This window comes from Microcoleus sp. B7-D4 (assembly GCF_036705125.1).
Classification (GTDB): Bacteria; Cyanobacteriota; Cyanobacteriia; order Cyanobacteriales; family Microcoleaceae; genus Microcoleus.
In genome coordinates this window covers 1-2,169 of record NZ_JAUBTT010000237.1, presented here as the reverse complement: position 1 = coordinate 2,169, position 2,169 = coordinate 1, and the positions used below count along the sequence as shown (strand labels likewise).

At 44.9% G+C, this 2,169-nt stretch carries 2 protein-coding genes and 1 pseudogene; all 3 read left to right on the top strand.

Going from position 1 to position 2,169, the window contains the following annotated elements; genetic code table 11:
• A partial coding sequence (locus tag QUB12_RS37090; protein WP_333311085.1) for an HNH endonuclease signature motif containing protein occupies nucleotides 1–291 on the top strand: 291 nt, incomplete at its 5' end.
• 11 nt (nucleotides 292–302) lie between these two features.
• On the top strand, nucleotides 303–1,901 hold the full coding sequence (gene ltrA, locus QUB12_RS37085; protein WP_333235638.1) for a group II intron reverse transcriptase/maturase: 1,599 nt from the start codon (nucleotides 303–305) through the stop codon (nucleotides 1,899–1,901).
• A pseudogene (locus tag QUB12_RS37080) lies at nucleotides 1,864–2,169 on the top strand (hypothetical protein); the annotation flags it as partial. The gene ltrA and the pseudogene QUB12_RS37080, both read left to right, overlap by 38 nt.

Sequence of the window (2,169 nt, the reverse complement as noted above, 5' to 3'; positions counted from 1 at the left end):
TCACCTGACAACCCTCTTCAACAAGAATATTGGCTCAATCGAAACCAAAGACTAGGCAAATCATACTGGAGTAAGGGTAGTAAATACTATTCCGTCGCTCAAAATCAAAACTGGATTTGTCCTATCTGCGGAGGGCTATTGTTAAATGGAGAGGAAATAGAAACCCACCACATAGTACCTGTTGCTAAAGGCGGTACTGACGACGAGTACAACCTACAGCACGTCCATCTAGCTTGTCACAAACAGGTACATTCCAAAACTCAAACCCAGTCCCAAAAGGCTAGAAGTTAGGCTTGAGCGCAGTGAGTTGGAAACTCTCATGCTGCGTTCTCAGGGGAGGGGAGAGCGGCGACGCTCGAACCTTACCCGACGAGGAGGACGCGGCGACGTGTTCCTCCTTACCCGACAAATCTACGGCTGGAGTGGATGGGATTAAATCCCTAACGCCTAAGCAGCGCCTAGAACTGGTGGCAACACTAAATTTAGGTACAAAAGCCAGAGCCACACGAAGGGTAATGATTCCAAAACCCGGAAAGGCTGAAAAACGTCCCCTCGGAATTCCCACAATGTATGACAGAGCGCTTCAAGGTCTGGTTAAACAGGCTTTGGAACCAGAGTGGGAAGCAAGGTTTGAAGCCAATTCCTACGGCTTTAGACCGGGAAAGTCATGTCATGATGCAATGGAAGCAATATTCCAAAGTATCTGCAAGAAGCCTAAATACGTGTTAGATGCGGACATAGCAAAATGCTTCGACCAAATCAATCACGAGCGATTGCTAGAAAAATTAAATACCTTCTCAGGCATACGCCGCCAAGTCAAATCTTGGTTAAAAGCAGGATACCTACTAAATCGGCAATGGGAACCAACCCATGCAGGAACGCCTCAAGGCGGAGTTATTTCCCCACTTTTGGCTAACATCGCCCTGCATGGATTGGAAACAGCAATAAGAAGCTGTATAAAGACCAACGCTAACACAAAATACAATTTAGGGGTAATTCGCTACGCAGATGACTTTGTAATCCTTCACAAAGATTACGAAGTCTTGATGCGTTGTAAGCAAGCTGCGGAAAACTTTTTGCGTGACATTGGACTTGAGTTAAGACCCGAAAAAACCCGAATCGCCCATAGCTTGGAAAATATGGGTGAGGAAAAGCCAGGATTCAAATTTCTTGGTTTCAATGTACGCCAATACAAACTAGGCAAGCATCAGAGTAAACAAGGGTTCAAGACTCTCATCAAACCTCAGAAAGAAAAGATACAGGCTCACCACCAAAAGTTGGCTAACATCATTAGAGAAATGACAGCTTGTAATCAAGGACAACTAATTGGAAAATTAAACCCAATTATCCGAGGCTGGTCAAACTATTACAGCACAGCGGTGAGTAAAGAGACATTCAAGTCAATTGACAATCTTTTGTACTGGAATCTTAGAAACTGGGGAAAAACTCGACATAGCAATAAAAGCGAAAAATGGGTATACAAGAGGTATTGGCAAAGAATCCAAGAAGGAGACTATAATGCCATGACCTTTGCGACCAATCAAAACGGGAAAAATCCCGTCAGGTTACTAAGCCATGCCGAAACACCTATAGTTAGGCATAGTAAAGTTAAAAGCTCATCAAGCCCATTCGACGGTGACTTAATCTATTGGAGTACGCGCCTTGGGGAGCATCCCGAAGTGGATGCAACGAGAGCCAAGCTCTTGAAGCAACAAAGCGGAAGGTGCGCCTATTGTCGCCTTAACTTTATGGATGGAGACTTGTTGGAAATCGACCACAAAATACCTAAAAGCCTGGGAGGTAAGGACTCCCTGAACAACTACCAACTACTTCATCGCCATTGCCATGACAAGAAAACTGCAAATGATGGCAGTCTGGAGAAGCCCCAATGTCAAGGATAGGTTAAATGAGGAGCGGAATGAGGTGAAAGTCTCACGTTCCGTTCTGGAGAGCAGCGGCTCTCGTAAGGGAGTCGCTGACTTTAATCGCTCTCCTGTTAACGCCTGCCATCTCGTCTGTTACCTACCTGAACTGCGAGACAATCCCGATTATTGCTCGCAAAAGAAAACGTTACCTCAACTCAAGAAAACACATCCTTGGTATAGCGAAATATATTCGCAAGTCCTTCAGGATGTAGTTAAGCGAGTTAAGACAACATTTGACCGTTTC